27 protein-coding genes are annotated in these 24,372 nt (G+C 46.1%); 3 read left to right on the top strand and 24 right to left on the bottom strand.

Going from position 1 to position 24,372, the window contains the following annotated elements:
- Positions 1-80 precede the first annotated feature (80 nt).
- Both BBD41_RS03070 and BBD41_RS03075 read right to left on the bottom strand, forming a co-directional pair.
- Positions 81-287, bottom strand: a complete 207-nt coding sequence (locus tag BBD41_RS03070; RefSeq protein WP_077565560.1) for a DUF896 domain-containing protein — start codon at positions 285-287, stop codon at positions 81-83.
- A 274-nt stretch (positions 288-561) separates the two neighbouring features.
- Positions 562-933: a LysM peptidoglycan-binding domain-containing protein gene (locus BBD41_RS03075; RefSeq protein ID WP_099476672.1), complete on the bottom strand. Its 372-nt coding sequence runs from the start codon at positions 931-933 to the stop codon at positions 562-564.
- Positions 934-1,110: 177 nt separating this feature from the next.
- Here BBD41_RS03075 and lexA point away from each other — a divergent pair, with 177 nt between their 5' ends.
- Entirely contained in the window at positions 1,111-1,737 is a 627-nt protein-coding gene (gene lexA, locus BBD41_RS03080; RefSeq protein ID WP_007129967.1) for a transcriptional repressor LexA, read from the top strand.
- A 340-nt stretch (positions 1,738-2,077) separates the two neighbouring features.
- Here the strand turns inward: lexA and BBD41_RS03085 are convergent, their stop codons facing one another.
- The 4 genes from BBD41_RS03085 to BBD41_RS03100 all read right to left on the bottom strand — a co-directional run bounded on the left by BBD41_RS03085 (position 2,078) and on the right by BBD41_RS03100 (position 5,031).
- The gene (locus tag BBD41_RS03085) at positions 2,078-2,302 is read right to left on the bottom strand and encodes a sulfurtransferase TusA family protein (protein WP_007129966.1); all 225 of its coding nucleotides are present in this window, start codon (positions 2,300-2,302) and stop codon (positions 2,078-2,080) included.
- 12 nt (positions 2,303-2,314) lie between these two features.
- Positions 2,315-3,379 (bottom strand): YeeE/YedE family protein, encoded by a 1,065-nt coding sequence (locus BBD41_RS03090; protein ID WP_099480438.1) that lies wholly within the window; start codon positions 3,377-3,379, stop codon positions 2,315-2,317.
- A 291-nt stretch (positions 3,380-3,670) separates the two neighbouring features.
- Positions 3,671-4,369, bottom strand: coding sequence for a hypothetical protein (locus BBD41_RS03095; protein ID WP_157929262.1), 699 nt, complete (start codon positions 4,367-4,369; stop codon positions 3,671-3,673).
- Between the two features lie 119 nt (positions 4,370-4,488).
- Positions 4,489-5,031 carry an RNA polymerase sigma factor gene (locus BBD41_RS03100; RefSeq protein WP_418304247.1) on the bottom strand — a complete coding sequence of 181 codons (543 nt, stop codon included), beginning with the start codon at positions 5,029-5,031 and terminating at the stop codon, positions 4,489-4,491.
- 209 nt (positions 5,032-5,240) lie between these two features.
- On the opposite strand from BBD41_RS03100, the gene BBD41_RS03105 reads away from it, so the two are divergent.
- Both BBD41_RS03105 and BBD41_RS03120 read left to right on the top strand, forming a co-directional pair.
- Positions 5,241-5,663: a hypothetical protein gene (locus tag BBD41_RS03105; RefSeq protein ID WP_077568926.1), complete on the top strand. Its 423-nt coding sequence runs from the start codon at positions 5,241-5,243 to the stop codon at positions 5,661-5,663.
- A gap of 1,350 nt (positions 5,664-7,013) precedes the next feature.
- On the top strand, positions 7,014-7,424 hold the full coding sequence (locus BBD41_RS03120) for a YhjD family protein (RefSeq protein WP_099476676.1): 411 nt from the start codon (positions 7,014-7,016) through the stop codon (positions 7,422-7,424).
- Between the two features lie 95 nt (positions 7,425-7,519).
- On the opposite strand, the gene BBD41_RS03125 is transcribed toward BBD41_RS03120, so the two are convergent.
- From BBD41_RS03125 to BBD41_RS03220, 18 genes are all read right to left on the bottom strand, one after another.
- Positions 7,520-8,137 (bottom strand): N-acetylmuramoyl-L-alanine amidase, encoded by a 618-nt coding sequence (locus BBD41_RS03125; protein WP_099480440.1) that lies wholly within the window; start codon positions 8,135-8,137, stop codon positions 7,520-7,522.
- Positions 8,138-8,196: 59 nt separating this feature from the next.
- The gene (locus BBD41_RS03130) at positions 8,197-8,448 is read right to left on the bottom strand and encodes a phage holin family protein (RefSeq protein ID WP_237087001.1); all 252 of its coding nucleotides are present in this window, start codon (positions 8,446-8,448) and stop codon (positions 8,197-8,199) included.
- A 36-nt stretch (positions 8,449-8,484) separates the two neighbouring features.
- Positions 8,485-8,733 carry a hemolysin XhlA family protein gene (locus BBD41_RS03135; protein ID WP_099476678.1) on the bottom strand — a complete coding sequence of 83 codons (249 nt, stop codon included), beginning with the start codon at positions 8,731-8,733 and terminating at the stop codon, positions 8,485-8,487.
- Between the two features lie 263 nt (positions 8,734-8,996).
- Complete coding sequence (locus tag BBD41_RS03145) at positions 8,997-9,533, bottom strand: stalk domain-containing protein (RefSeq protein WP_099476680.1); 537 nt, start codon at positions 9,531-9,533, stop codon at positions 8,997-8,999.
- Between the two features lie 71 nt (positions 9,534-9,604).
- Complete coding sequence (locus BBD41_RS03150; RefSeq protein ID WP_099476681.1) at positions 9,605-11,080, bottom strand: phage tail protein; 1,476 nt, start codon at positions 11,078-11,080, stop codon at positions 9,605-9,607.
- 21 nt (positions 11,081-11,101) lie between these two features.
- A complete protein-coding gene (locus BBD41_RS03155; protein WP_099476682.1) occupies positions 11,102-12,166 on the bottom strand; it encodes an acyltransferase in 1,065 nt (354 codons plus the stop codon).
- A 67-nt stretch (positions 12,167-12,233) separates the two neighbouring features.
- Entirely contained in the window at positions 12,234-14,108 is a 1,875-nt protein-coding gene (locus tag BBD41_RS03160; RefSeq protein WP_157929263.1) for a glycosyl hydrolase family 28-related protein, read from the bottom strand.
- A 14-nt stretch (positions 14,109-14,122) separates the two neighbouring features.
- On the bottom strand, positions 14,123-14,935 hold the full coding sequence (locus BBD41_RS03165) for a distal tail protein Dit (protein WP_099476684.1): 813 nt from the start codon (positions 14,933-14,935) through the stop codon (positions 14,123-14,125).
- Complete coding sequence (locus BBD41_RS03170; RefSeq protein WP_099476685.1) at positions 14,932-19,623, bottom strand: phage tail tape measure protein; 4,692 nt, start codon at positions 19,621-19,623, stop codon at positions 14,932-14,934. The genes BBD41_RS03165 and BBD41_RS03170 overlap by 4 nt, the downstream gene beginning before the upstream one ends.
- 193 nt (positions 19,624-19,816) lie before the next feature.
- Positions 19,817-20,131: a phage tail assembly chaperone G gene (gpG, locus tag BBD41_RS03180; protein WP_237087002.1), complete on the bottom strand. Its 315-nt coding sequence runs from the start codon at positions 20,129-20,131 to the stop codon at positions 19,817-19,819.
- A 46-nt stretch (positions 20,132-20,177) separates the two neighbouring features.
- Positions 20,178-20,750, bottom strand: a complete 573-nt coding sequence (locus BBD41_RS03185) for a major tail protein (protein ID WP_099476687.1) — start codon at positions 20,748-20,750, stop codon at positions 20,178-20,180.
- Between the two features lies 1 nt (position 20,751).
- Positions 20,752-21,117, bottom strand: coding sequence for a DUF3168 domain-containing protein (locus BBD41_RS03190; protein WP_099476688.1), 366 nt, complete (start codon positions 21,115-21,117; stop codon positions 20,752-20,754).
- A 157-nt stretch (positions 21,118-21,274) separates the two neighbouring features.
- A complete protein-coding gene (locus BBD41_RS03195) occupies positions 21,275-21,667 on the bottom strand; it encodes an HK97-gp10 family putative phage morphogenesis protein (protein WP_099476689.1) in 393 nt (130 codons plus the stop codon).
- Positions 21,660-22,001, bottom strand: a complete 342-nt coding sequence (locus BBD41_RS03200; protein ID WP_099476690.1) for a phage head closure protein — start codon at positions 21,999-22,001, stop codon at positions 21,660-21,662. Before BBD41_RS03200 ends, BBD41_RS03195 begins: the two co-directional genes overlap by 8 nt.
- A complete protein-coding gene (locus BBD41_RS30760; RefSeq protein WP_237087003.1) occupies positions 21,998-22,630 on the bottom strand; it encodes a hypothetical protein in 633 nt (210 codons plus the stop codon). Before BBD41_RS30760 ends, BBD41_RS03200 begins: the two co-directional genes overlap by 4 nt.
- A 1-nt stretch (position 22,631) precedes the next feature.
- Positions 22,632-22,931, bottom strand: coding sequence for a head-tail connector protein (locus BBD41_RS03210; RefSeq protein WP_099476691.1), 300 nt, complete (start codon positions 22,929-22,931; stop codon positions 22,632-22,634).
- Positions 22,912-23,118, bottom strand: coding sequence for a hypothetical protein (locus BBD41_RS03215; RefSeq protein WP_099476692.1), 207 nt, complete (start codon positions 23,116-23,118; stop codon positions 22,912-22,914). The genes BBD41_RS03210 and BBD41_RS03215 overlap by 20 nt, the downstream gene beginning before the upstream one ends.
- A gap of 55 nt (positions 23,119-23,173) precedes the next feature.
- Positions 23,174-24,361 (bottom strand): phage major capsid protein, encoded by a 1,188-nt coding sequence (locus BBD41_RS03220; protein WP_099476693.1) that lies wholly within the window; start codon positions 24,359-24,361, stop codon positions 23,174-23,176.
- Positions 24,362-24,372 lie beyond the last annotated feature (11 nt).

Consider the following 24,372-nt stretch of genomic DNA (forward strand, 5'->3'; position numbering starts at 1 on the left):
ATAAAAGTTGAACCAATGAATGGATGTTAGGGCAAGTGCGTTAATGCCTAATGGCTTCTGATGATTTATGGACTCGGAGCCTAGTGCTTCAGACGGGGACCGCCCTTTTGGTCGTTATCATCAACCCATTCGATCGATTCCAGCTGCTGTCTGAAGTTTTTGCGAATATTGTTAAGGTAGATTTCCCGAAGCTCTGCCCGTTCCTTCAGTTCCTCTTCGGTCAACCCCTCGCTTTTCTGCTTGCGTGCCAATGTATTGATGCGTTCTACCAATGTATCGATGTCCATGGTTTCTCCTCCATTTTAAATATCATTATAACTTAACCATGTGAAAAAGAGCTTGTCAAGGCGAATACCCTTGCAAGCTCTTGCATTCCATAAATATAAACATATAAAGGAAGGAACGTAATGATCGATATCAAAAGAATATCCGATAACTCTATCATTCTATGGTTAATTTCAGATGTGAAAATAAATGATCAGTGAATGACGAGTGTCACTTCGCCCTTGCGGTGATCATGTTAAACCGAACGTCCCAGCGTGCAGCCTCCTGAACGGATGCTTACCATACCGGCAAGGATAATACATCACCGGCCTGAATATCCGGCCCCTTCAAGCCGTTATTTCTGCGAATGGTATCGATATATACCCGAATGTCCACATTCTCCGGCTTATGAACGGAAGCGATCTTCCACAAGGAGTCACCCGATTGAACAATAACTTGCTTCTCTCCGGTCGGTTCTTCCGTTCCCCCGGCGAATACGGAGTATGCGCCTGTCCAACCGAATACAACGATAAGCAGAATGATCAGAAGCTTCGTTAACGGGAGGGAAGCGATCTTTGACTTTATCTGATGGATCCAGGCTTCGGAGCCGGAACCCGTCTCTGTCGGTATATTCTCATAAATGCTGCGGTATGTACTATATTTCAACATGAAATATCATCCCCCAAACAAGTGTTCTCTTAACTACAAATCGATAATAACACGAACACTTGTTTGTTTCAATACCCAATCGAACATTTGTTCCAATTATTTTAGAACTTATGTTTGTACGAACGGCAGTTCTATGTTATAATTTTCCCAAACGTTACTAAATGGGGTTGATACGGCATGTCGAAAATATCCAGCCGCCAGCTGGCGATCTTAGAGTTTATCCGAAACGAAGTTCGTAGCAAAGGCTATCCGCCTTCTGTCCGGGAAATCGGCGAGGCTGTCGGACTAGCTTCCAGTTCAACAGTCCACGGCCACCTTGACCGCCTGGAGAAGAAAGGCTTGATCCGCCGCGACCCTACGAAGCCAAGAGCCATTGAGCTGCTTGGCCAGGAAGAATCCGAGAGCAGCAACCTGTTTACCCACACCATCGCCCGGGTTCCCGTAGTCGGCAAAGTTACAGCCGGGGTTCCGATCACGGCGACCGAGAACATCGAAGATTATTTCCCGCTGCCGCAGCACTATGTGGGCGACGACAAGGTGTTCATGTTGTCCGTCGTCGGCGACAGTATGATCGAAGCAGGCATCCACAGCGGCGATTATGTGATCGTCCGTCAACAGCAAACCGCCGATAACGGCGATATTGTCGTGGCCATGACGGAAGAGGACGAAGCAACGGTGAAGACCTTTTACAAGGAGAAGGACCATATTCGGCTTCAGCCGGAGAACCCAAGTTATGAGCCGCTGCGCCTCAATCACGTGACGATCCTCGGTAAAGTCATTGGATTGTTCCGCGATGTTCACTAGCATAGGCTCAACCCATTAGAACCCGCTCCCTCTTCAACAAGAGGATGAGCGGGTTCTATTATTCTAGCGGTGATATGCTAGATATAATATTCCTGTAACCTCAGATCCAAAAATACCCTCCAACTACATACAGGACAGCATCGGGTTAAACCTTACCTTGGAATCTGAAAACAACCGCCGCGTAAGATCGGAAACGATCAAACGCGCAAATATTTGCCTAATGACGCAGGAACTTAGCAAGATGGGCAGATAGATATGGCCGATCAAACAAATGACCAGCCGTTTTAAAGATACATATTTTTATCCATGGAATACTTCAGTCAAGATTTAGTATGGTCCGTTACTTCTTCTGAACCGTAATCGACCAGGATGCATCCGTAAGCTGAACGAAATTAGTAATTTTGTGGCCCGCTTCGGCAGCCCAACGCGGAATACTTTCCGTTGCCTGCGTGCAGTCAAAATCGATCTCCAGCTCGTCGCCGCTTTTTAGAGATTCCATCGCTTCTTTCGCTTCAATCAAAGGAAAAGGACATACCATTCCAAGCACAGCTAATTTTTGTTTCATTAATATAACCTCCTAAGCCGTTGTCGTTTGATAAACTGCCGCCTTCTTCTTGGCGCTGGCACGTGGTCGCACATATACAAAATAAGAAGCTGCCCACGTACCTAAAATCATAAAGATTAAGGATACCCAACCCTGCCACGTCATCATCGCCGTCATGACCAGGCCGTTTCCGATGGAGCAGCCGCCTGCCCAGCTGGCCCCGAACCCCATCAAAATGCCGCCGGAAAAACTGGATACGGCCGTCTTGGCATCAGGAGCCCGGAAGCGAAACTCGCGGCTTCCTTTGGCGGCGACGAATGAGCCTAGGAAAATACCTAGTACAAGGAACACGCCCCAATTCAAATATTTGTCGCCATCTCCGGTTACCAGATACTGAAGAATGTTAGCGGAAGGCGTGGTAATTCCAAGCCCCGACATCCTGCCCGTCGCTTCGCTCAGCGGCCATGCCAATAAAGCAACCAGTCCGACGAGGATCGCGGTGAAGAACGGATGCCAGCGCTTCTCGAACAACAGATGATTAAGGCCTTTACGCTTCGGCGGCAGCGACGGAATAAACACTTTTGGCTTGCGCAGCTGCTTGACGACAAGAAAAATAGTAATTAGAGCAAGTAAAGCGATAAATGGCCATACCGATAAACCGAACGTGGCCGGAATGGAGTTCGTAGGTGTTGAAATTCCTTTAAGGCTGTTGTTCACCGGCGACAGGGCTCCGGATTTCATAACAGCGCTCATCCCCATGTATCCGAAAAGAGCGATCCAGCTTCCGATCAGCCCTTCCCCTGCCCGATACCATGTCCCTGTCGCACAGCCGCCGGCCAATATAATGCCTATTCCAAATATGAAAGAACCGAGGATCGTAGCCAGCCAGTTAAACTCCCCGGCTTGGAACTGAATAAGTCCCATCTGGATCAATGCGAATACGCCGATACTCTGTACGCTGATCGCAATCAGCAGCGCGTAAAACATCCGGTTATCTTTTGTCAGATACATATCCCGGAATCCACCTGTCAGACAAAAACGTCCCCGCTGCATGACAAATCCGAGTAAAGCACCGCATAATAATCCTGTAATAATCATTTGTGCCAAATTCGATGCCCCCTTATCTATTAATCCGACTAATTCAATATACTTTGTATACTATACGATTTTACTTACACGGATCCAAGGAGTCAATGATTTTTGATCAGGAAAAAAGTTACAAGTCACGGTAATTTCTTAGTCGTCTTAATCAACCGCATATTTCACATGCAGCTTTTGTTCTCTAGTTTAAATATCCCTGGATATTCACTAAAAGGTAACCGGATTTAAAAGCAATTATAAAAAATCATTAAAAAAGCACCCCAAAGGATGCTCATTATATTTTGCACATCATTCCAGAATGAGGGCTTTCTCCTGGAGGTCAAGCCTGTACTCGCGCTCCCCGTCAAAATCAGGCGAGCCTTCTCCTCCGGGTCCTTCCGTCGATTGCAGCACCAATCGATTGTTTCTCACCGCAGGTTGGCTTAGCGGCTTGTAGTAGGAAGTGGCAAAGCTCGCCTCTTTTTCCTTGAACGACAGCGGGAAGGCTTCGCCGGTTCCCCGATCCATGGCGAAAGCATAAATTTCGATGGCATGGCAATCCCGATACTGCGGGGCGAGCAAAAATACGTCCGCATCCTGAAGCGGCAAGCAGAGCATTTCAATCGGTTCCGAATTCGGCTGGATAAATGTTCGATCTTCCAATACCCCGATTTTGGTTACACTGCCATCCGCAGCTGTATAAATGACATCATATCTTCCTGAAATCTTTTGATCCGATTCCATTCCGAAACAGCTTGGCGCACCGAGCCGCTGAACGGCCTCGCTCCCTTCCGCTACGACGAGCAGCTTCCCTTCCGGCCCGGTCCCTTGCGCACGAACCGTTCCGGCTTGCCGGTTTGCGGCCTCCGTCGCAAGCGGAGCCGTCTCCGGCTTCGGCTTCGGCTTGGGCGAAAATGGATCTCCTCCCCCCAACCAAAGGAAAGCGATAATCAACAAAACGCCGGCGATGGCAGCAGTCCATCTCCTGCGGCGTTTAGGTCTCCTCATACTCTGGCCCTCCCTCTCCTTCAGACGCTTATACACCCGCCTCTTCAGTTCAGGCAGCAACAGCACGGCTTCAAACGGCCCATTCTTCGCCCTTTCATACCACCCAGGTTTATGCTCGTTCATATCTGATGCTCCCCCAGTTTGTTCTGTACTTTTTGCCTAGCCCGATGCAGCCTGGATTTAACCGTGCCGGCCGCAATCCCCAGCAGCTCGGCAATCTGTTGAATCGGCATATCATAATGAAGATCCAGCATCAGCACCTCTCGGAATTTAACCGGAAGCTCCATGATGATATCCCAGATATCGTCCGTGTACTGCCTGTCCAGATACTCCGTCTCCGCCGAGGTGCTGTGCCCTGCCGGTTGAATCCGATCCAATAAGGTTACCCGCCTTAGAAAAAATGACTTCTTATGCCGAAAAGCCGTATGCCGCGTAATCGTAAGCAGCCAAGTTTTCAAACTGGATTGTCCGCGAAAGGTATGTATGCCGTAATAAGCTTTGATAAAGACTTCTTGAGCAATGTCGTCCGCAAGCGCGTGCTGCCCCGTCAAAAAGTATGAGTAATTCCAGATCTCACTGCCGTAATGCTCCATGATCGCGTCTAACGTGTCGGTATCCATGGAAGCCATGTGCTTTACGTATTCGAACTCCAACCGATTCACCTCATCCAATTAGAGTCCAACTCAGGGCGAAAAGTTCCCTTTTATTGAAGAAAAATCTATCCTTCCCGCAGCGAGCATGACTGTCATTCGCAGGTGCAGTCCGCACCCTCCGAGAGACCCAGAATTTCCATAAATGTTCTAGCAATATTTTCCTAGTTCTGATAGACTGGAATTTGTCATTATATCTCAGAATTGGGGGAACCGTGTTGTTGAGAAAAAGATTTAGTTTGTTGCTTGTCGTTGCTATGCTGCTTGTTTTTGGATCGGCCTGCTCGAGCGGTGAACCGGCTGTAAAGCTGGATGATGTGGTCGCCAAGCTGAAAGAAGCCGGATTAGAGGCGGAGAATGTCAAAGATCTTGCTGCAGATGATATGGGGATTGCTCCTATGAAGTTCGAGGAAGGCAAGCGGATCGTCGTCCCTTCGCTCGGAGAAGATGTTGGAGGCCGACTGTTCGTGTTCAAGAAGAAAGCGGATATGGAGGAGCTGAAGAGCTACTACGATGAGCTCGGCAAGACCTCCGCCATGTTCTTCTCGCATACACATGCAAAAGGTAATGTACTCATTCAAATGTCCGGTGATATGGAAGCTTCGGAATTTGATAAATATAAAGAAGTGATCGACAGCCTGTAGTTAGAAAACACTGCAGCTGGACGAAGTGCACCCTCTAGATTAGCCGTTGGAGAAACGAACTCGTATTCATCCGCTGCATTCCGGAAGGGTGCATTTCGTTATAAAAATCGGAGCAATTTATGCTCTGGATCAGGAAGCATCCATTCCAGCCCCTTTTGCCGGGCCCCAGGACAAAACGTTATCCATTCGGAAAATCCTTGGTTGATTGGTGTTTAGACACGTCGCACGAATCAATTTATTTCTGATACCCTGCAGCTTAATTTTACGATGTGTAAGCTTCCCTTCGCGATCAATGTAAATGATCTCAATTACATTTCCAATGTACTTTTCCATCAACCCCCGCCTCCAATACAAGAACATTCGTTTGTATTATATGCGAACATTAGTTCTTGCATCAATGTTATTTTTCTCCAAAATAACGGAGTTGTCCGCTCCGCCATAACAACGACTGCACACAACAGTATCAGGAAATTGTACATATGATATATTTTGCCATAAACATATTCGGGCCCTCCCCAAACCGGATCACTGGATTGTTCTCTTAGCATTATACATACTGGGCATATCTTTTTTGATTTTGGCGAAACGCGATTGATGCCGATTGTTACTGGATCGATTGGTATTGGGTTCTTTGTATGTATTCTTCTCTATATGAATATAAAATCGGAGAAAAAAACAGTCGAGGGCCAAAAAAATAACCCTGCATGCAAAATAGCTACCGAGTTCTTTTATCGATACCAACTCACTGACTTAAAAAAAAATGAGAATTGATGATCTCACTGTAAAATAGTTTCATGGGTCCCCTGCAGTTCAGTTATCGGCGTACAGTCTGGGCTGCCCCCTACCCGCGCGCACCGGCGTTCATGATTTTTCCGAGGCCCTCCGATGGATGGATATGCCGTCCAAGCTTGGAATTGCCACAAGGTATAGAAAACAGATTCTCTAGGTGCGGCGTTTTGGGGCACTCCCTTCGAAATATCCTCTTTGAATTAAATTGACCCAAACAAAAAATCCCCCACGCCATACGGCGCAAGGGATTCCTCTATTAATACATGGTGATGTACTGATCGCGTTCCCATTGGTGAACTTGCGTGCGGTTTATGGTTATCGCTTATAAATACGCTTTTTTCTTCTATTATACAAGATGTTTAGTGCGTTTCTGAAAAACACATTCGTTTATATTCATTAACCTTTTCTTCTATTTGGGGGCACTTCGGGGGCAATTCCGGGGGCATTTTAGTTAAGCACTAAGACTCTAAGGAGTCGAGGTGCTTTTTTTGTTCCAGTTGCTTTATCGAAATATTGCATTTATCATAGAAACATACGTTCGTATAGATGGAGGCGTGTTAGATGAGTATAGCGGAGGCAATTACAAACGAAGACCGTCACTATGTAAAACGATACATTATATTACCCATGATCATAACGGCATTTGAGCGTGATAGCCGGTATATTGAGGAGCAGCTAAAGACACCCGGGCCATATGTGGATGTAATCAAGGGAGCAATTGATCGGGCTCACAAGGATTTGATGGATGTGAAGAAGCATTTTTGGATTAAGGGGATAAAAGTGTACGATGAACAGTCAACCGAGATCGGGAGAAAAGCGAAGTTTATGTGTCGTGGGTATACATCATTTATTGAATTGAGATGGGAGTATATAAGAGCGGAAGCTTCTATAATGATGCGTAAGTATCTCGGGTTGGATATATCGTCTTTTTACGATCCTACGCTGCCGAAGGAATTGAAGGAGAAATATTAAAAAAGAAGCCCCACCAGCGCGTAGCATAGCAGGGCTTCTCTTACCGATGCTTTCGGTTTTGTCATCATTATAATGCATTTGGGACATATTGTAAATTACTTTTCGGAAATTGTTGCTGTCTTTGTTTTATTGTCCCAGGATACTTTATCACCCCGGGCCTCTGCAACAGCTCGCAATGGGACATACACCGTACCATCGATTAGTTTTCCGTCTTTGATCTGTTTCCCGTAAGCTTCCACGGTTACTTTATCATTCACGACAGCAGAGCCCCCCTTCTTCATCTCGTTCAAGCGACCTTGTACAGCGGCCTTAAATGCATACCACCCTGACCATGTGCCGCCATCATACATAAGGCGCGGACATATCTTGCGCGACCAGTCCCAATGTCTGCGCAGTCGATCCACGCCCCAACCTCGCTCCATCAACATCTGAGCGACTAACGTCACTGCGTTATCAATTGTCTTGGCGTAATTTCCACTCTCACAGATTTCAATGCCGATCGATGTCCGGTTACCACTAGCGCTGCCGCTACCATCACCAGCATGCCATGCATTTTCGTTCAGTGGAATGCATTCAATGGCTTCGCGTTCATCCACTACGATATGAAAAGATGCCTGACGTTCATTAGCCGGATTGGTGAGCCATCCCCTTTCGCCGTTAGCTGAAGAAGATGGATTTCCTGTATTGTGGATCGTGATTGTTTTCGCGGACATAGACAGGCCCGGCCGCCGGTTACAAGCGGTCGAGCGTGGTATGTGGTCCTTGCGGTAAATCACTCTCCCTCCACTCCCTTCTTGCCCTGCTTAACGAGTTGATTGCCGAATACAGCCACAGCCCCACAAAGAATGCCTTGGATAACGCTTTGGACAGTGAAGCCCAACAACATACAAGCGAATACTATAGCAATGATCGTAACCAGGTAAATAATGCTCCAATCTGGAATAAGCGGAGTTTGCTTCAGTACATATCCGATAATCCAGCAAGCTAAGACGACCCCAACCAGTTCAGCATTGATATATTCCATAATCATGTTCCACTCCACTATAATCACCCTTTCAAATTATTTAAGGCCGCCCGAGATAATAAAGGCAGCGACTGCCAAAACAAAAGCCCCGGCGAATGTACGCCAGAGCCATTTTTGGTTATCTTCGATTTTGTCCAGCCTGGTGTTTGCCAAATTCGCTTCGTGTAATGCTTTGATTGCTGTCTCGTTGGCATTAATCGCTCTATCTAACTTTTCATCCATGTTGTCCACCTTCGTTTCTACTCTGGTGATTCTTTGCAGCATTTCGGATTGTACTCCATCCACTCCGGTTCCCCCTATTCTTCTTGCTTCGTGGTTTCTTTATGGTTACTGATGACTTCTAACCTTTTTGTAATGGCTCTCTGGATGCTCGATAAGTATTCCACCTCCTGACCTTGGTAATAGGTCCCGACTGCCGAGATTACTTCACACACGTCTTGTACAGTCGGATATAGCTCGACCATCAATTTGTTCTGGATCCTCGCCAATTCAACCACCCCTTAGTCAAATTAAAAAGCCCTACCGTTTGGCAGGACTTTTCATTGTACTTATTCGAATGCTTTTAATGCTTCGTTGATATTGTTTAGTTTCAATGTGTTCTGATCAACCTTTTCTCTAAGGCTCTTCAAACCATCTTCCCACACCTGTTTAACCACACCAGTTTGTTCACTCATGGATTCTGTCTTTGCTTCTTCTTTTTCAATGCTGCTATTTAAATGCTCCAGTAAATCCGTAATCTTTTTCTGTTCGTTCAGCAAGTCATATTTCGTGTAGTATTTACCATCCAACAGAACGACTTGGTTGTTAACTGGAGTTTCCTCAGCCGTAACCATGATTGTGTTTCCTTCCACCTTTATATCAGCTCCTAAGGACTCAGACAACGCTCTAACCGGAACGTTAGCCCGACCATCAATGATTGCTCCTTTTTCGGAGAGTGTTTCGCCATTTACTATAACTGTATACTCACCAGTAACTTTCTTGCCGATCATTGAATTTATCTGAGCATACACATCTTGTCCGAACGCAGCTACAGAAACACCAAGTACAAATGCAACAACAAAACCGAGCAACCTTTTCGTTTTCATGAATTGTCCTCCTCCGTAGGTTCTAATACAGTCAATATAACACTACGGAGAAACATGGTAAATGTTTCATATTACAGCCCGATAACATTTGCTTGGCTGAAGTCCACAGTACCTTGGAATATGGTAGAACCGTTCAGTGCTCGCATGAATAAGTCGTTAACCCCTATGACATGCAACTGGTTGCCGGAAGCGTATATTAATCCCTGTGACTGGCTTGATGAGTTGTAATAAGTGTGACCTGAAATGTTGGCCTGTGGATTTGTCCCGAGTGTAACCCTCAACGCATTGAAGGAATCAAAGAATTCGAATCCGTAGGGATCAAGGACAATCCTTTCACCTGACGCTGCCGTCCTGATCGTACTACCAAGGATATCAGCGCCTTGTATGAACGATCCGTAGATATCTCCCCCGGTTATGGTCGAGGCGGATATATCACCGCTGAATTCAGCCCCTACGGCCTTCATGTGGCCTGTTTCATCAACGCTGAAATCATTACCTATCTGAATGCTTCCTCCGATGAACTGACCAGCTCTCACGACTCCTGTGAACTCATACTCCTGATTGATCGGATCGAAGTATAGCGAATCGGTGTAGCTGCCGTTTCCGTTTCCTTTTTGCATCCGGAATTCATCAGCGTTCCAAATTGAACGGGCCATCTTGTCATAGCGCTCAATCACTATTCCCTCATCCGGTCCAATCTTAACACCATACATCCATTTATCCTTACCTACGGTTGTCGTCTGAATCCGGTATATGGTGTCTTGGATACCTTCGATGTAATTCGCAATTTTCACCTTGCTGTTAATCCGGCGTTTAGGCGAGTAGGAATATTCGATGATGCGCTGCTGTTCATTGATGCCCAATTCCTCGTCAATGATGTCCACAACATCTCCAAGTTCAAAGTATTCCAGACCTGCAAACTCTGGCAACGTGTTGAGCTCCACTACATCGATTTCATATGACGTTAAAATCTCGCCTGTTTGCCCGTTCACGTCCTTTATGATGCCTTTGAGGTTCTTGCCTAATCGGAACTGTACGCCGCGATCCTGGCCCCTTTTATTAAGCAAGGAAACCACGTATTGATCAAAGAGCAATTCACAACCAGATTGAGCAGCGATCTCCATCAAGACACCACGCGCATTTACGCCCTCTTTGAGTTCAATGCTGATATATCCGGTTGGTTGTACCGACCCTACTGCAAATTTGGTGCCATCAAGCGCCAGGGTTAAAAGCTGTTGCGGCGTGCCGGAATGGATGAAACCACCTTCGAACAAATGAAAGAGCAGGTCATAGGCGACCTGCTCACAATATACCACTATTTCTACTTTCCCGTCTTCAGAGCGGGTTCGGCGGTGATGGATAATGTTAAAGTATTGGTTTTCCACTTCAGCAATGTTACCCATTGCAATGTATTGGCTTTTCTCGTCATCCAGGTATAGCGAGAAACTTAACGTGTATGACCCGTTGATTTGCTCGAGAATCTCATCATTGAAGTAATCCTCTATGACGGCTAGAGGTTGATGTGATTGGTTTAGGATGGTTATCAAGGTATCACCTCCATGTAACCTTTATTGGATGTCCACCCCTTCTGTATTTCTTTTCCTTACGTTTCCATTTATAATTCCCAAAACAAAATCAGTACACCATTTCCGGACTAACCCCACCGTTACGGATATAGCAATTATTGAACCCACAATTGGCACGAAATAATAAATAATCTGATAGTTAGACTCGAAAATTTTGTCCCACACATATTGGTAAACGAATCTGTCGGCCAGATATGATGCTAAGTATATATCCAGTGTTATTGTAGAGATTTTACTAACAACAGTCCGTAATGTCGAGTTTTTAAAATCCAGATCATACAAAAGCAAAAACAACAAAACAGATGAAGCCATTACAATAATAGAACCGTAATCCCCCAAGTCCGATTTAAAGGGGCCTCCCGCTGCCAATAAATAAGTAATAATCGTTTCAGAGAGAGTAACTAGTACCAGAAGTACAAGCGCGATCCATTTATTGATTTTCGGCCTATATTCCCTTATATAGCAGCCGATAAAATAATATGCCAAGGGGTATAGCCCCATCCACCACCCCGGGAAAAACATTATCTTAACCGGCAAATAATTAAAAAATAAAGGTAATCCCGTAAGAATGATTAGTATCAAGATCAGAATAAGCCTCTTTTGTTTGTCCGCTAAACTGTGAAAGATAGCATTTAGGAACGGGATGATCAAATACAGACCTATAAACATGTTTACGTACCATGCATAAGGTACTGCTCCGAAACTAAGTATTTGATAACCCCATCCCAAAAAACTATTATGTTCATCGAAGTGAACGTCTCTCACAATTATGGTAATCACAGAATAGAATAAGTAAACTCCCAATATTGGGAGAATACCTTTATAGTATTTTGAAGAAACTGTTTTATTCATTTGAAGAAAACCAGTCGAAATCAAAAATAGCGGAACGCAGTTTAGGAATAGCCACCTTAGACTTGTTTGTGTAAAGAGATTTTCTCCAGGAGTTAATGGCTGGTTATAATAACGGGTATTGAGAAAAAAATGCACTGATATTACAAAGAAAGCTGCTACTACCTTCACGATGTCTATTCCTATTACTCTTTTCATTTAATCCTCCACAAAAAAATAATACTAATAATATTAGCATATAAGTGGTAATTTGTGGATTGTTTTGTTACGCCCAATTTGGCAACTTCCCGATAATTAACAGTTTTTTGTTGGCACCTCCTATTGTAGTGGCAGGATTAACAACAGACTGAGACGACACCTCGCTCAACTCAAAAGCTCTTGTGTTAGTGTTGTACCTAACATAATAATTAGCATTCTTACCACTGTTTGTTCCAGTAGATTTGTCATATACAACGAAATCAAACAGATTAAAAAAGTTGATTAAGTTATATGGAAACATTCCACTCCCAAAGGTGTAATATATCTTCTTCTGTCCTCCATCTGCATACTGATTGTTTTTGTCTTGTCGGTCTACTCCGTAATTCGCCCCATAATTATCACGAAGTATCCATCCTACACTTCCCCAAGCAGGCGCAACATTAGGATCAATATCAATGTCAAATATGATGTGTTTGAAGTGACCATCATAACCAACGTACGCTTTTCCCACGACTGCACCACCTGTAGGGCTGCCGTCATTCAACATAACATCGTGATATTCCCACTGTTCGGTATAGTTCACTGCTTTTGTTTCTGTCGGCATACCCAATGTACCTGGATAACTGCTATTGACAAAGTTAACGTTTTCGTTATGAATGTAACTTGCTCCACGCTCGTCGGAAGCCCTACTGCGCATACCTGTAACGTTAATTTCTCCATACCCGAAATAATTGTATTGCAGAATCACTGGGTTTACCCAATTGGTTTCAACAGTTTTAAATTCAGTTGTTCTCACTAAGTCATCTGTAGTATTCGGGTAAAAACCAACCAGATTAACAACACCATTTGCAGACCCGTTGAATCCAGAAAGGACCTTTATACCCTTTGAACCTTCTTCGCCGCACGCTGACATCGTACATTGACCACCTTGAATCCAATATGCAATCTCTACGGCGTGGTCTGACGCGCAATTCGATAACTGTGAGTAGGTATTATTGAGTATATAACTAACAGGGGCATTGCTTACGTAACAATTATCCAAATGGTTAGACGTTGCGGCGACGCTTTTAATACCACATACATCTGCATACCAAACTTGATATGCCACCCAACGAGTACGCCAACAATCATAGCCTTGAAACCCGTAGGACACATGTTTAGCGATTATATTTTCGAAAGTAGAGTTAGGAACTCTGTAACCAAATATTGCAACTGGTTTATCTTGTGAATTTTCATCACCGAAGAAACCAAGATTCTTGACTCTAGTTCCATGCGCCCAGTAAGGCGCGCCATATCCATTTTCGATGGCTATGATTAGGTGAGCGTTGACCGTATGAGTTTCCGGATCTCCATCTTGATTAATTCCCGTGAATGTTCGGGTCGCGTTATTCATTTTGTATATGGCAGCTCCGGTGTATTCATTACCTCCACTATCATCATTTTGGGATGCGTTCGGGCCTTCAATACATACACCACGTCGTCTTAGAAATAAAGGGGTTGTAATTAAATACTTCCCGGCAGGGAAATAAATTTTTGTCGCATTTGAGTCTAATGCTGCTTGAATCGCTGCTGTGTCATCTGTAACGCCATCACCCTTAGCTCCAAATGCTTTTACGTTATATGATAAATCTGAAAACCGTTCATCAAAATCATTAAGCCTATCCCCCAAAACCGGATACCCACCACGAGCATCAACGATTTCTGTGTTGTCGTTTCCGGACTGTGCAACTATTTCGCTAATACGTCTATTAACATTATCGATTGCTTCTTTTACATCATCTCCAGGTACTTGCCCTGTGTATGTTATATCTTCGGCCTTGTGCGCTGTTTTAGAACTAATATGACCGGTCAATTCAGTATTTAGATTTTGAAAGTTTTGATTGATCTTGGGGTTACTGTCTCTCAGTTTCTCTTTCAAAGGAATGTTCTGAATGTTTGCCAATATACTCGCCTCCTTTAGGCCGCGTACTTAAACTTGAAGTTGACGTCCATGGTTATGTTTAGTCCGGAACCACCAACAACGATATTTGAAATGCCAAGTGGCAACTTTCCGAATTGAGCATTTGTGTTTTGTAATACATTTTGCGTTCCGATCTTGGCGGTCTTCCGCCTGAAGTCGAGCACCAACGTCCCAGACATCGGAACGTTATATGTGAAAACAACTCCTCCCACTGTTAAGGATAGTGAAGAAAAGCTGCCGGTGATTTCTATGATTGGTTCGGCATTAAGGGTGCCTAGATTATTGATCTCCGCCGTCCCCGGACCTCTGAATTCATAGGAATAACCATCATCCCAAGCAAAGTCATCATCCCATGTATAATCTGTATCCCATGTAAGTAAATCTGAAGTTGACTCCTTGCTATACGCCCATGGATCATAAGCTACAAACGGGAGCGTAAATGTTCCAAGACCACTTACACGGTCGATCGGAAGGTCTCCGGAATATCTAACCATGTACTGCTTCGATGGATCGTTTGAGAAGACAACCGGCATGGTTCTCGGCCTTCCATCTGGCCCCAATAAAAAAGCAGCAAACGCGGAAACACGTTGCTGCAATTCCATTGAGTTTTTGGCAACGAAGGCACATTCCAGATCGAATTGTCTTGGCCCCATGGTCGCTCCGAAATCATAGGCTCCATGCATTCCTGGGACGGTTACTATGGTATCAACCGTAGAGGAGAGGATAGGGCGCTGGCTCCCCCGGAACACGCCCATGCCTAACTCCTGTGGTGCTTTACCATCTAAAGTTAATACTGCGTATCGGCTCAAGCCGGCGCACCTCCTAATCCTCTTGCGTTCCCCGTTGTGAGGCTTCCAATTTGTTGTGCAAGCTTGCGTATGTCGTTATCCTCTCGAATGTGGATATTGGCTCCTGCAAACAGCCCGTACATGTTTACGTTGTGGTTCGTAGCCGCTTGTTGAGCGGCAACTCCCGAGGTTGAGAATGCAACCTTTGCCGCATCCGTTGCCATGGCGTTTGCCACAGCACCTGAGAGGTTTATTGCTGACTTAACAGCAAGCCCTTGGGCATTCTCTATACCAACTGCAAGCCCCTCAGAAACAAACTCACCAAGCCCCATAGTAACTCGGGATGGTGACTTGATTTTAAGGGTGTTCTTGATTGTGTTTGAAATGCTCTTAGACAATTGAGATACTTTGTTTTTGAGTGGTCCGGCCATTTCGTCAATTCCAGCCATCAAACCGTTGATGATTTCTCGTCCGATTTCCGGCATGGATGCTGTCATGGCGTTAAACTCGTTCTTGGTGCCGGATCTAATTTTCTTTACGCGATCCGCAAACTCTTTTTGCAATACATCCAGTTCGGCAGCAGCCTTAACATTCAGGTCTTTAATTTGCAGGAGTGTATCAACCCGAAGGCCTTCCAATTCCCTGACCGCTTGAGTGCGTGCCATTTGGTTCTTGGTGCGCCAGAGATTTTGATATTCCGTCAGTTCGGCATCTGTCAGAGAGTTGAGCGCCATAATCTCAGCCGCAGCCTTTGGCCCCATTTCTCTAAGCTCGGACATAAGGCCATCATCTAGGCCGCGCTTACCCAAGAGATTAAGCGTCTCTGACCACTCGGTTATGGTCTCTACTTGACCCTTGAGGTTTTCAACAAGTTGCTGTCCTGATACTTCAGCCTTCTGAGTAACCTCATCAAACAAGCCAGCAAAGCTATAAATTGATTTGGCGCGATTCTCAACCGCCTGTTCGTACACTTCGTTCAGACGTTGTTCTTCCGCAGCTACATTCTCGTTTACTTGCTTTACCTTCGCTAAATAGTCGTCTGACGCAGCTTTAAGCTCAGTATAGATGGTTTGTCGTACCCTCATAACTTGCTTCTCGGCTTCGGCCCGTTCTGCACTACCTTCTTTTTGGCGAGCCGTGAGGCGTTCCCAGGCAGCCAACTCTTCAGCGAGTGATAATTTGTTGAGTTCTTTCTTGCTTTCGATCCAAGTTTTCGATTGGTCGAATGCCTTTTTCTCAGCTTCTTGCTCGGCTTTGATGAGCTCTTGTTTAATCCGGTAAACTTCCCGGTCGGCTTGCTTCCTTTGCTCCGTACCGGCTTTGTACTTCTGCGAAATCTTCTGCCAAACTTTCAGTTCTTGCTCCAGCGAAAGTTCATTGTAGTATTTGCGTTCATCTATCCATTTTTTGCTGGCATCGAATGCCGCTTTCGCCAATTCCTCAGCAGATTTTTTGACCTTTTTTTTCTTGTTGTTAAGCCCTGCTGATAATCCTTCTCCAGTTTCCTCGCCTAACTTAGTGGTGACCTTGGACGGCGAATTGATCTGAAGGGTCTTTCTTATTCCATCACTGGTGCCTTTAGCAACATCTTCAGCGGCTTTTATGGCCTCTTTCCCTGAATCTGCAATACCGATAGCCAGACCTTCAGAAATATACTCACCATATCCCATCATGAGACGTGACGGAGATTTGATGTTGAAGAAGTCCCGGATTGCCTTACCGATTTTGGAGGATATGTTAATAGCCTCTTGGTACAGTTCCTGCGTTTTACTCTTGATTCCGTTCTTGAGGCCATTCATGATGTCCGCACCGATCTTCTTCAAGTCGATGTTTTTAAAGAAGTTCACGATGTCATTCCACTTGTTGACTACACTCGTTTTGATCTCTTCTGTCTTGTTGTTTATGGTCTTGAACAAGTCGCCGAAAATGTTGGCCGCCCATTGTTTCAACTGCTGCCACTTTTCTTTCACTTTATTGACGAAAACTTGCCACTTCGAAAGGATGTTACCCGTCTCCCAATCGACTTGGTTCACATGCTCCCCGGCCTGGGCCTTTGCTTCTCTCAGAACATCGTTGTGCATGCTTTGTGCATGTTTTACAGCGCCGTCCCTTTGTTTCTTGGCTTCAGCAATGAGTTTGTCTGCTTGTTCCTTTGTGATGCTTCCAACTTCATCGCGTTGCATAATGATCTGTTTAACGACATCGTTATACTGTTCCTCTGCCGCTTTAATCGTTTCATCACGCTGCTTGACGCTGTTTTTCACCACTTCAGCCGCTTGTCGTGCAGAGAGAGCACTAGCATTTTGACGCATGCGTTCAAGGATGGCTTTTTGTTCGAGTTCGTTTTCGGACATATGCTTGATGCCGGTTTTGACCATTTCCTGCTGGATCTTATTTATTTCATTCCGCTCGGCATCTGTGATTGCTCGTTTTTCAGCTTTCGCTGTCTCCAAGATTTCCTTGATTCGGGCTTGTCCTTCTTGAATCGCTGTGGTTTGCGCCGTTTGGTACTCTTTCATTTTAGCGAGAGCCGCTTGTTCCTCTTGCTCGGTAAGCACAGAAGTTGACGCATAGAAGTTGGTCATTTCTTGGAGCTGAGCAGCGTGATCTTCTTTCATCGCCACCAGAACCTGATCGCCCATTTGAGAGAACGTTGTGATAATGCGTTGCGCTGTTTGAGCCGTTACCGTTTGACCAGACCAATGCAGTTGATTCAATGCTAAAGTCGCTTGGTCATTGAGGTCCAGGAAGCCGCCAACGGCCTTCTGTGTCGACTCCGAAACTTCCTTGCCGAACCGTTGTATTTCCGGTATTGATTCTTTGCTTAGGTGGTTGTAAAGAGCAACACCACCAACAACCAAGCCAGCAAGGCCAGCAACAACGAGCCCTATTGGACCGAGTAATGCGCCAAATACAGGAGCCAGCATGCCAAAACCTGCTACGATGCTTGGGAGGAATCCTATAAGAAGCGTAATCGGGCCGATGATAAGAGCCAGTGCTGCCGCTACCGCCCCGCCGATCGCTATAAATGATTTCGTTGAAGGCGATAGGTCATTGAATTTATCTACCAGTTTCTGCACCCATTCGCTAACTTTTCGAATTGCCGGCACAAGTGCATCACCAATAGAAATCTGAGCGGTCTCCATGGAGCCGTTCAATTCCTCAACGGCACCCTTGAGGGTATCCATCTTTTGTTTTGCGACATCAGCAGCGGAGATTTTGCCCATTGCCGTCGCCATCGTATTAACGCCTTCAGCGCCTTCTTTAAACAAGATGTTTGCCGCTCGGATAGCATCCGATCCAAACATGGTGTTCATGGCAACCAGACGCTGCTCACTATTCAAATGGGACATGGAATCTTGCAGGATGCCGCTGATTTCTGCCATGCCCTTCAAATCACCATTCGCATCATAGAACACTGAAGACAGGGCCCCTACCTGGAATGCCATATCTCTAAATGCCTTGTTTGCTTTATCCGTACCGACTTTAGCCCCTACGGATTTGGCTGCGTATGTCATGAGCGCATCAACAACATCTTTGGTTTGTGTGGACGCTGGCTTAATCCCGTTTTTAGTGAGGTATTCCAATGCGTCCGCTGTTTGGAAAGAGATCAATCCCAATTCATCGAACTGCTCGTAAGCTTCGGTTGTCGTTGGGGTGAGTCTTGTTAGCATGGTTTTAAGTGATGTACCAGCATCAGAACCTTTAAGGCCATTCTGAGCGAATACCGCAAGCGCTGTGGCTGTATCTTCGAACGATAGGCCTACAGAACTTGCAACAGCGGAAACCTGCGATAAGCCGAATTTCAGCTCACTGACCGATGTTGCAGAAGCGTTAGCGGCTCCGGCTAGGATGTCAGCCGCCTTGTTAACGTCCAGCGCATCATCCCGGAATGCGTTGAGGGCCGTGGAAGCAATCTCGGCAGCGTCAGCCAGCTCAAGTTCACCAGCGGTTGCGAGGGACAGAGCGCCGGACAAACCACCGGACATAATGTCCTCGACACTAACACCAGCTTTAACCAGTTCCTCGATACCTTGGGCGGCTTCTGTGGCGCTGTATTTGGTGTCTGAGCCCATCGTAATAGCTAACTGTTCCAATTCATCCCGGAACCTCGCCACCTCATCTGGAGCCATGACTGAGTAGGCGTTAGCCATGCCCTGTTCGAAGTCTGCCGCTTTATTGACGGCAACACCCAGACCAGCAGCGATTCCGGCACCCACAGCCGTTATTCCCGCCCCAACATTTTTAAGCTGGTCCGACAGATTCCCTACGGATTGCCTAGCCTGAACCATCGAATCATTCCATGCTCTCTGTAGAGATGACAATTCCTTTTCTTGCGTGTTCAGTTGGGAGTTGGTCTGCTTTAATTCGGATTCCAGCTTGCTGTATTCAGCTTGAGCCTTGTTAAGTTTGACCGCAAGATTTTGAGTCTGTTGAGCATCTAACCCTTTTTCCCGGGCCGCTTTCTGAAACGCTTGATTCAGATTGTTGATTTTCTGTTGTTGCAACTGCATTTGCTGGCTGAGGCTTAAAGCTTTTGCATTCAATAGGTCTTCTTCTCGCCCGTATCCCTGTAACGCACTAGATGCTTTTTGGAATTCAGATTGTACGATTTGCATCTGGCGGTTAATTTGCGCCATCGACTTGTTCAAGCCGGTATCATCAAAAGATATTCGGGCGACAAGATCGCCCACTTCGATATCTGCCATTTCCTCACCCCTTACAACCAGCCCACGCTATCAACAGGAACTGTTTTTTCGTTGTTCTCTTTGCTTGAATGTCGAAGCAATTCAAAGTAAAAAAGGATGTCCATTCCGTCTATTTCCGGCAATGTCCACCCTTGTTTGAGCAGAGTTAAATAAAGATCCTTAGTTGAATCGAGCGGATCGCCGTCCGCCCCTTCTAGTTTGGGTCCGTAACCCCTGCTGCTTGGGTTACTTGACCTGCAACTTCTTGAACACAACTCATGATCGTGCTAATCAGGGATCTAGCTTCAACACCATCGTAAAATTCGTCAACTGTAAATTGTTTGCCAAACAGTTCCACAACGTAAGCAACTAGTGCATCAATGTGCGTTTCGTCAATGACGTTCTTACCTTGTTCATTAACTTGAAAAAGCTTTTGGATTTCGATAGTCCGGCGGAACATCCGACCACTGATAAAGTCCTGCACGTACGTTTTTACTTCATCGCCTTTACGAATTTCAATTTTCAACATAAATTACGCCTCCTTTAAATTAAAGAGCGGCCCGAAGGCCGCTGCATTATGGTGTAGGTACTGGTGTTTCGTATACAGTTGTGAACCAGTTCTTAGTGACATCTGCGCCTACGCCGGTACCATCTTCGTCTACGCTAGCTTTCCACTGATTGTCCTTTTGACGTGGAACAAACAAGCCTGTGATCGTAGGCGTTTGGTAGGTCGGAGTATCTTCCTTCGTTTGGAACTCCTCTTCGTTCGGTTGGAACTTACCTTTGTAGTACCAGAAGTAACGGTATTTGCCGTTGGATTTCCGGCTGCGCCATCCGAGAGCAACGTAAGGTGCATTGTCCGTGGACGATTGAATCAAGACCCCGTTGGAATCTGTTGTTGCACCAAGAATGTCCTTCAGGATTTCTGGCGTAAGGTCCTTAGGATTGATCTCGATCTCAATATCACCCATGCTTGTTGCAACTTCGTCAGCTTGGTCGTCAGCGTAAAGCGTGGTGCTGTTCGTTGTTGGCGATACAGTCGCCGTGATAGCCCCTGGGATTCGTTTAGGCGTGTCGTAAGTCTCGAGTGCCTCATCTGTCATAATGGCGTAGTAAATGCTATCCATACCAATGCGTACTCCTGCCATGTTAACCCTCCTCAAATGTGCGCCGATATCTCAGCGCCTTGTGATAGATTTGTGTGTCCGGCTCAAATAAATCAGCACCCCCGTAACGGCTGTACTCAAGTTGCCGCATAGTGCGATCAACTTCGCCGCTAATTTCGGAGGTGCTGCCTTTGGACCAAACATCTATTTGAACGAAAACTTCAGATGCGTACACTTCGTTATCTGCGAACTGACTATCTGAGTTTTCGATTTCAAAAAAAGTGATTCGTGGATATTCTGTTGCATTCGGCGCTGCGAGCTGATAGACTCGCTGGCCCCCAAGCAACGATACTAGTTGTTGGTTTGAAATCAAGGCCGTGCGTATCTCGGCTTTCACATCCGTCTTCATCCGCGAATGGCCCCAATCTGTACCAGCCTTTCAACAAACAACTTTCGTTTGTCTGCCGGTATCTCTTCGTCATTAGCAAAATCCTTGAATACCTCAAGCATATTCCTGAAAAGGTCTGTCTCTGTGACTGCGACATTAATGGTTATATCGTTCAGATTCACCCTCTCAGCCCCTTTCCTAGTTCTTCAGCAATTGCTTCCAAGGCTTCTCGGCGTTTGGCTATAAACGCGGGCGTAATATACGGCGTAGCTGGCATTTTACTTGTCCCAAACTCAGGAAAGTGGGCACGCCAAGAAACGCGCTTGTTAGGACCCACAAGCACGTATTTCACGCCGTCTTTACGCCTTACATTGGTGACGACAATGTTATCCCTTAGATGGACCTTGTCGAAGCTAGAATAAGGCGCACGTTCGCGCATATCCTCAGCCATAACCTCGCCGCCAGCCTTTAAAGCTTTACTCTCTACTCGTTTTGAAGCAGCTTCACTCCGCCGCCGCAACTCAGATAGTAGTTGATCGATACCCTGCAACTGGATTTCACGTCTAGCCATCTTCCAACATCTCCGCAATAATTTGCGTAACGGTTCTATCGCTGTTGATATCCTCCATGACCGTGATGATTTCTAGCGTTTTCCCGTCATCTACAACACGCATCTTAGGAAGAATGTCCTTCCGATAACGGATCCTGTACTGAATGCGTTTCTCGGCGTTGATTGCAGCAGCCTGAAAGTATTCTCTCGCCCCGGTTGCAGCGTAACTCTTAGCAGCCCATACCGTAGCCAAAGGAACCCAATCCTTTCGTGCAATCCCTTCGTCATCGACTTCCACCGTTGTGTAATGCTGAATGGTGATTCGCCGATTCAGATCATTTACGAAAGGCTTCATGTTAACATGATTCCTGCGGTTCTCAACTTCGCAAGCACGGCGTTGAGGTCTGCTCTCAGCCCATCCACGTCCGTAGCCGTGCTATCGGCTTGCGCCGCCGCTTTGGATGCAGTTAATTTGGCCGCAAGATCGGTCGTCAGGTTGGTTATCTTCGACTGTGGCAACGTTGGGATGCGCGCCGCATCAAAAGTTCCGGCATTAATGGCTGAGGCGTTATACGTCTTGGTATCTACGTATTTCTTGTTCGCCGCATCATTATCTGCTTGCGGATCCGCCACAGCCAATTGTCCGCCAAACTGATACATGGCGAGATGGTCGGCGGTTGGTGTTTGCTCATAAGGCACAATGCCCAATTTATTGCCTTCCAATGTTGTACCGATCACCATCTTCGGAATTAAGGTGGGCGGCACATCCACTTTCGGGTTTGCGAGCTTGTCGTCCGTAATTGCTTTGCTTGCAATCTTAGCCGTGGTAATGCTTCCGTCTGGGATATCAACACCCGATCCATCTCCTCCAACTACCGGCTGACCGTCCTTTGTGATAACACCGTCTCCGACAAGTTGAATTTCTCCCCCGATGACCCAGGTGTCACCGTTTTGCAAAAAGTTCTTAGCACTTGATCCCGACACGCTACCCCTCCTCGTATTCTGGCGGCCCGTAGGCGTTTTGTAGTTGCGTCATGATGGATTGACAAGTAAAACGCACCTTATCGCTCGGCTGCGAGCCGATTAACTCCCTGTTTTCGTACCAATCAGCACATAAAACGAGACAAAACAGCTTTGCGAGTTGATTTGTAGAGTCAAATTGGACCTCTACAGCGTTGCCGAGATACGTTTCAGCAGCCCCCATAAGGGTCTGAATTATAGCATCTTCATCGTTTCCGTCTACTCGCAGCCATAGTTTCGTTTCATCAAGCGTCAGAATCGCCATCAGAATTCACGTCTTTCTTGCGCCGTTTTTTGTGATTTTCAGGTTCTTCTTCAATCACAGCGTCCAAAAAACCCTGTTTCACAAGATATTTGACACGTTCTTTGTCGTCTTCAGGGTAATCTTGACCGACATAATAGATTTTGTCGTCATGGTACTTCTCTCTGAATGTTTGGATAACCTTAGCCACAATCTCACCTCCAATAGAAAAGGAGGCTGATTTAACAGCCCCCTACTCAGTAATTTTAAGGCGTTGGTGTAATGTCCAGTTGTCCGAATACAGCAGCTTCAGCATCCCACTTAACGTAATCATCGCGCATAATGGTACGAAGCTCTGTGGTATCGCGTCTCCAAGCATCGCCACCCTCGCGAGTAGATGCAAGTTCGAAGAATTGACGGTTGAACAGCACCATGAATTGCTTCAGGTTACCGATGATCAACGGTGCATTGGTACCATCCGAAGGCAGGTTGCGGTTAGATACGACCGCAATTGGACGACCTTTGAAGAGCTTACGTCCTGGTTGCGTGAAGTCGTCCATCAGGATTGGACGGCCCATTCCATCAACTTGGTTATCCAACCAGTTGAAACCGTCCTGGTTCGTCAAGATAACCGAGCTGCGGCTGATTGCCGGATCCAAATCAACGTTAAGGACGGAGTTAATAGCCTTCAGATCAGCGAGCGCTTTAGGAGTCAGTGTTTTCAAGAGAGCCAGGATGTGCACGTTTCTTGTGTGTGCCGCCTTGCGAGCAATCCAGCTGGTTACATAACCAAGCAGGTTCGCATCGTTATCCTGAAGCAGCTCATTGGTAAGTGGCAGGTAACCGGCGCGCTTCTTAACTTTGTAACTGATTGGAGTGAATTTAGGGTTGTCCGTTTCTTGGATATTCCCGTACTCATCCACATCAGCAAAAGGAGTCATATCAGCGTCTGTTTCAAGGACCCGGGATCCGGACAAGGTTGTAACGTTCTCCACCGTTACATATTGGGAAAGGTCGTTCCAGTCACGCATCAATTCGTTGATACGAGTTTGGATGTCTTGCGGAACCACAATGCCCGAATCACCGTCCGGAATGGCTGGATTCGTGCCACCCTCGTTCATAACAGCACGTTTTTCATAATCACGGATCACGGAACGCTGTTCTTCAGTGATTCTTTTGCGCCGGATGCCTTGGAGGAAGATGCTGCGGTATTCGGCTTCGAGTTCCTTCATGTCGCGTTCTTCGCCTTGACCGCCTTCTCTGTGCTCTCTGCCGCCAAAGTCGCGGTTTTCTACTTCATCCAGTTCCTTTTGCATATCAACTTTTTCTTGGAGACTGCGAATTTCCGGCATCATTTTTTTAGCCTCTTCAGTCTTGTCCTCCATAAGCAAGCTTCTTGCTTCTTGTTTTGCGTTCTCCAGTTTTTGGAGCAAAGCGCGCATTTCTTTAGTCATTTGGATACCTC

The organism is Paenibacillus ihbetae, from assembly GCF_002741055.1.
GTDB lineage: Bacteria > Bacillota > Bacilli > Paenibacillales > Paenibacillaceae > Paenibacillus_AQ > Paenibacillus_AQ ihbetae.

What these genes read in the sequence shown, in the direction of transcription:
- BBD41_RS03095 (WP_157929262.1), bottom strand. Translation starts at nt 4,369, where the DNA reads ATGAGGAGACCTAAACGCCGCAGGAGATGGACTGCTGCCATCGCCGGC.
- BBD41_RS03085 (WP_007129966.1), bottom strand. Translation starts at nt 2,302, where the DNA reads ATGAAACAAAAATTAGCTGTGCTTGGAATGGTATGTCCTTTTCCTTTG.
- BBD41_RS03190 (WP_099476688.1), bottom strand. Translation starts at nt 21,117, where the DNA reads ATGAAGACGGATGTGAAAGCCGAGATACGCACGGCCTTGATTTCAAAC.
- BBD41_RS03090 (WP_099480438.1), bottom strand. Translation starts at nt 3,379, where the DNA reads ATGATTATTACAGGATTATTATGCGGTGCTTTACTCGGATTTGTCATG.
- BBD41_RS03195 (WP_099476689.1), bottom strand. Translation starts at nt 21,667, where the DNA reads ATGGCTAGACGTGAAATCCAGTTGCAGGGTATCGATCAACTACTATCT.
- BBD41_RS03185 (WP_099476687.1), bottom strand. Translation starts at nt 20,750, where the DNA reads ATGGCAGGAGTACGCATTGGTATGGATAGCATTTACTACGCCATTATG.
- BBD41_RS03170 (WP_099476685.1), bottom strand. Translation starts at nt 19,623, where the DNA reads ATGGCAGATATCGAAGTGGGCGATCTTGTCGCCCGAATATCTTTTGAT.
- BBD41_RS03210 (WP_099476691.1), bottom strand. Translation starts at nt 22,931, where the DNA reads ATGGCGATTCTGACGCTTGATGAAACGAAACTATGGCTGCGAGTAGAC.
- BBD41_RS03145 (WP_099476680.1), bottom strand. Translation starts at nt 9,533, where the DNA reads ATGAAAACGAAAAGGTTGCTCGGTTTTGTTGTTGCATTTGTACTTGGT.
- BBD41_RS03220 (WP_099476693.1), bottom strand. Translation starts at nt 24,361, where the DNA reads ATGACTAAAGAAATGCGCGCTTTGCTCCAAAAACTGGAGAACGCAAAA.
- BBD41_RS03070 (WP_077565560.1), bottom strand. Translation starts at nt 287, where the DNA reads ATGGACATCGATACATTGGTAGAACGCATCAATACATTGGCACGCAAG.
- BBD41_RS03155 (WP_099476682.1), bottom strand. Translation starts at nt 12,166, where the DNA reads ATGAAAAGAGTAATAGGAATAGACATCGTGAAGGTAGTAGCAGCTTTC.
- lexA (WP_007129967.1), top strand. Translation starts at nt 1,111, where the DNA reads ATGTCGAAAATATCCAGCCGCCAGCTGGCGATCTTAGAGTTTATCCGA.
- BBD41_RS03125 (WP_099480440.1), bottom strand. Translation starts at nt 8,137, where the DNA reads ATGTCCGCGAAAACAATCACGATCCACAATACAGGAAATCCATCTTCT.
- BBD41_RS03120 (WP_099476676.1), top strand. Translation starts at nt 7,014, where the DNA reads ATGAGTATAGCGGAGGCAATTACAAACGAAGACCGTCACTATGTAAAA.
- BBD41_RS03200 (WP_099476690.1), bottom strand. Translation starts at nt 22,001, where the DNA reads ATGAAGCCTTTCGTAAATGATCTGAATCGGCGAATCACCATTCAGCAT.
- gpG (WP_237087002.1), bottom strand. Translation starts at nt 20,131, where the DNA reads ATGTTGAAAATTGAAATTCGTAAAGGCGATGAAGTAAAAACGTACGTG.
- BBD41_RS03130 (WP_237087001.1), bottom strand. Translation starts at nt 8,448, where the DNA reads ATGGAATATATCAATGCTGAACTGGTTGGGGTCGTCTTAGCTTGCTGG.
- BBD41_RS03075 (WP_099476672.1), bottom strand. Translation starts at nt 933, where the DNA reads ATGTTGAAATATAGTACATACCGCAGCATTTATGAGAATATACCGACA.